4 protein-coding genes are annotated in these 4404 nt (G+C 68.1%); 3 read left to right on the plus strand and 1 reads right to left on the minus strand.

All coding sequences use genetic code 11. The features are described from left to right. The coding region (locus QZT59_RS00525; protein WP_290809976.1) for a M42 family metallopeptidase at positions 1–1048 on the minus strand (1048 nt) is incomplete at its 3' end. A gap of 145 nt (positions 1049–1193) precedes the next feature. Between QZT59_RS00525 and QZT59_RS00530 the strand changes: the two genes are divergently transcribed. The 3 genes from QZT59_RS00530 to QZT59_RS00540 form a co-directional block, all read left to right on the plus strand. Next, positions 1194–2870 carry an ABC transporter substrate-binding protein gene (locus QZT59_RS00530; RefSeq protein WP_290809978.1) on the plus strand — a complete coding sequence of 559 codons (1677 nt, stop codon included), beginning with the start codon at positions 1194–1196 and terminating at the stop codon, positions 2868–2870. 42 nt (positions 2871–2912) lie between these two features. Next, the gene (locus QZT59_RS00535) at positions 2913–3863 is read left to right on the plus strand and encodes an ABC transporter permease (protein WP_290809980.1); all 951 of its coding nucleotides are present in this window, start codon (positions 2913–2915) and stop codon (positions 3861–3863) included. A gap of 24 nt (positions 3864–3887) precedes the next feature. After that, positions 3888–4404: ABC transporter permease (locus tag QZT59_RS00540; RefSeq protein ID WP_394348626.1), on the plus strand; the 517-nt coding region annotated here is incomplete at its 3' end.

The raw sequence follows: 4404 nt of genomic DNA on the forward strand, positions 1-4404 counted from the left end.
CGGGCGAGTGGGTGTAGCGACAGGGGACCGCGATCGCGCCCGCGTGGCGCCCGCCGCGGACGCCCTGGAACTCGGTCGCGTCGGTCGTGCCGCCGATCATGACGTCGTGCTGGAGGTCGACCGCGGCGGCCGCGCCCGCCCGCTGGAGCCACTCCCGGGTCCGGCGGTCGACGAGCACGCCGCCGAAGAAGTACTCGGAGGTGCCGTCGCCGAACTCGACGACCGGACCGTCCCCAAGCGCGACCCGACTCGACCGCTCGCCGTCGACGGGGTAGTCGTCGGTCGGGAAGATCTCCAGGGCGATCGCGACGTCGGGGTCGACGTCGTGGACGGCCGCCCGGGCGCCCCGCAGCCCGACCTCCTCCTGGACGGTCGCGACGTAGTGGACGGTGCGATCGCCGGCGGGGCCGAACGAATCGCGGTCCCGGGACCGCTCGCGGGCGACCGCGAGGAGAATCGCGAGGGCGATCCGGTCGTCGAGGGCGCGGCCGGCGAGCCGACCGTTCGCGAGGTCGACCAGCTCCCGGTCCCAGGTCGCGTGGTCGCCGGGTTCGACGTTCAGGTCGGCGACCTCGTCGGCGTCCCGAGCCCCGACGTCGACGTGCAGCGTTTCGGGGAGCGACGCCTTCTCCTCGCCGTCCATGAAGTGACGCGGCTTGGCGCCGATGACGCCGGGGATCGCGTCGGGGCCGACGCCGACGTGGCGGCCGAGCAGGTAGCCCCGGTAGTGACCGCCGAGCATCGAGAACGACAGGAAGCCGTCGTCGGTGACGCCGTCGATCAGCAGCGCCAACTCGTCGGCGTGGGCCGCGAGCATCACCTCCTCGGGTTCTTCGCCTCCGCGCGCGGAGGTACCCTCGACGGTCAGGCCCCCGTCGTCGTCGACGCTCCCGTACGCGGTGGCGATCACGTTCCCCATCGCGTCCCAGGAGACGTCGTCGACGTACGGCTCGATCAATTCGGCGAAGACGCGGGCCACCGGGTACTCGTCGCCGGGCGGGCCGCGGGCGGCGACGAGCCGCTCGAGTTCGGCGCGGTCGATCTGCATGGCGGGCGGTCTCGCGTGACCGCGAAAGCTCTTTCGACGGCCACACGGCCCGCGTCTCCGGAGATCCGCGGTTCGACTAGCATGCTAGGACACGGGTATATCCGACGTCCGCGGCAGGACCTGTGTATACCGGGAAGTGTTCTCAATGAGCGAACAACACCACTCGACCGGGCTGAACCGACGACGAGTACTGAAATCGACGGCGGCGGCGGGGGCGGCCGGCCTCTTCGCCGGCTGCGTGGGGAGCGATCCCGAGGACGAGGCCGACGGCGGCGGCACGTTCGTCATCGCGACCTCCGACGAGGTCGAGACCTTCGACCCGCGCCAGAACCAGCTGGCGTGGTACAGTTCCGCCGCGCACTACCTGTTCGACTCGCTGTTGCTCCAGTCGCCGGACGGCAGCGAGTTCGAACCGCACCTCGCGGTCGACCACCCCGAAGAGGTGGACGAGACCACGTACGTCGTGGAGATCCGCGACGACGTCGAGTTCCACGACGACTGGGGGCAACTCACGGCGGAGGACGTCGCCTACTCGTTCAACTGGGTGCTCGATAGCGACAACGCCTCGCCGAACCAGTCGAACGTGGCCTTCATCGACGAGGCGGAGGCGACCGGCGAGTTCGAAGTCACGCTGCACCTCGAGTTCCCGTCGGGGCTGATGGACCGGGCGCTCTCGCACATGAACGCGGCTCCCGTCGTCTGCAAGGAGGCCGCCGAGGAGATGGGCGACGAGGAGTTCGGACAGAACCCGGTCGGCAGCGGTCCGTTCACACTCGACGACCACGACCCCGGATCGTCGGTCGAGATGGTCGCCAACGAGGACTACTTCCTCGGCGAGCCTGTCCTCGACGGCCTCACCTACCGGATCATCCCGGAGACCGAGGTTGGCTACGTCGAGCTCGCCCAGGGCGAGCTCCACCAGTCGGGAGTCACCGAGGAGTTGCTCGGCGAGGCCGAGAGCGACGACAACATCGAGACCCACCAGCTGTCCAACATGGACTTCCAGGGGTTCGTCATCAACTGCCTCGACGGGCCGTTCACCGACGTCCGCGCCCGCGAGGCCGTCCACCACCTCATCGACTACGACGAGGTCATGCAGGCCGCCGCCGGCGGTCTCGCCGGCCGCAACTGGGGTCACATGCCCCAGGAGACCGTCGACGCGTGGGACTTCCCCGCCGACGAGTGGCGGGAAAACTACTACCCCGAACAGGACCACGACCGGGCCGTCGAGCTGTTCGAGGAGGCCGGCGTCGGCACCGACTTCGAGGTCGACCTGCTGATAACCGCCGGCGAAGCCAACGAGGGTCGGTCGCTCGTCCTCCAGAACGAGTTCGAGGAGGTCGGCATCGACTGCTCGATCCGCGAGGTGTCGACCGGCGACTGGCTCGACGCCCTCGGCGACGGCACCTACGACATCACCACCTACGGCTGGGGCGGCAACGACGACCCGGACGGCTACTACTACCACATGTTCCGGGACCTGCGCAACGACGACGGCGGGATGTCCGACGACGTCGTCGGGCACTCCTCGATCGGCTACCTGTACGAGGGGAGCCGCGAGCGCGGCGACGACGATATCCTCGAGGATCTGGAGCGCCTCGACGAGCTCGTCCGCGCCGGGCAGGCGACCGTCGCCCAGGAGGACCGCCGCGAGTACTACGTCGAGGCCGCCGATATCGTGCTCTCGCTGTACCCGGTAATCGGGGTCTACTCCGCCGAGAGCGTCACGGGCGTCCACGCAAGCGTCCAGGACTACGAGCCGAGCGAGTTCGGCGAGCAGGAGGCGTTCAACTACTGGCAAGAGGCCAACATCGACGGGTAACGCCGCGCCGTCTCTCACCGCCTTCATCGCTCACTCACACGCATGGGACTCTTACGGTACACGTTACGACGATTACTGCAGCTGGTCCCGGTGCTGTTCGGCATCGTGACGCTCACGTTCGTCATGATGCACGCGCTGCCCGGCGATCCCGTCCGCCTCTGGCTCGGCGAAGAGCCCGGCCAGGAACTGGCCGAGGACCTGATCGAAGCCCACGGCTTCGACCGCCCGCTGTACGTACAGTACGTCGATTACCTCGCGAGCCTCGCCCAGGGCGACCTCGGCCAGTCGTTCGTCTACAACCGACCGGTGACGGACCTGATCTGGGAACGCATGGAGCCGACGCTGGTCGTGATGGGGCTGTCGTACCTCGTCGCGCTGCCGGTGGCGATCGGGCTCGGCATCTACGGCGCCGCGAGACACAACCGCGCCGGCGACCACCTCTCGCGGTTCGCCGGACTCGCCGGGATCTCGACGCCGAACTTCTGGCTCGCGCTGATGCTGATCTACCTGCTGTCGTACAACTTCGACCTGCTGCCGGCGACCGGCTACACGTCGCCGTTCGTCGATCCCGTCGAGGCGGCGCTGCTGTTGATCATGCCGGTGCTCACGCTGGCGACCGCCCAGACGGCGCTGTTGATGCGGATGACGCGCTCGAGCATGATCGAGGAGATGCGAGAGGACTACGTCGAGACCGCCTGCGCCTACGGGATCCCGGAGCGGAAGGTGCTCTTGCGCCACTCGTTCCGGAACGCGCTGTTGCCGCTCGTGACGATCGTCGGCCTGCAGGTCTCGACGCTGCTCGGCGGCAGCGTCATCGTCGAGGAGATCTTCGCCATCCCCGGGCTGGGACGGCTCTTCTTCGACTCGGTGATCGAGCAGGACTACTCGGTGGCGGTCGGCGTCACCCTGTTCTTCTCGACGCTGTTCCTGATCGGCGTTGTGATCACCGACCTGGCGTACGCCTACATCGATCCGAGGATCAAGTATGACTGAGACACGGCTCGACGGTGAGACCCGATGAGCAGCGAAGGAACGCACGCCGCCGAGGTCGGCACCGAGTTCGACGACGAAGGGGGCGTCCTCGCGACGCTCGTCCAGCTCAAGCACAGCCCGACGTCGCTCGCCGGGGTGGCGATCGTCGCCGGGCTGATCCTCATGGCGCTGTTCAGCGCGGTCGACAACTTCGTCTTCGATCGAGCCGTCATCACGTGGCTCCACGCCGACCCGCACGCGATGGACCAGAGCATGCGCTACGAGGGACCCTCCCGGGAGCACCCGCTGGGCACCGACCGGTACGGCCGGGACATGCTCTCGCGGGTGGTGTACGGGAGTCGAACGGCGCTGACGATCGGCATCGTCGCCGTCGGCATCAGCTTCGTCGGCGGCGTCATCGTCGGCGCCGTCTCGGCGTTCTTCGGCGGCTACGTCGACGACTTCCTGATGCGCAGCGTCGAGATCCTGTACGCGATCCCCGGCCTCGTGCTCGCGATCATCTTCATGGCGATCTTCGGGCCGAGCATCTACAACCTCTTCA

The organism is Halovivax sp. (assembly GCA_007119345.1).
Taxonomy (GTDB): domain Archaea; phylum Halobacteriota; class Halobacteria; order Halobacteriales; family Natrialbaceae; genus Halovivax.

Coding starts and splice junctions, on each gene's coding strand:
- QZT59_RS00535 (WP_290809980.1), top strand. CDS start 2,913: ATGGGACTCTTACGGTACACGTTACGACGATTACTGCAGCTGGTCCCG.
- QZT59_RS00530 (WP_290809978.1), top strand. CDS start 1,194: ATGAGCGAACAACACCACTCGACCGGGCTGAACCGACGACGAGTACTG.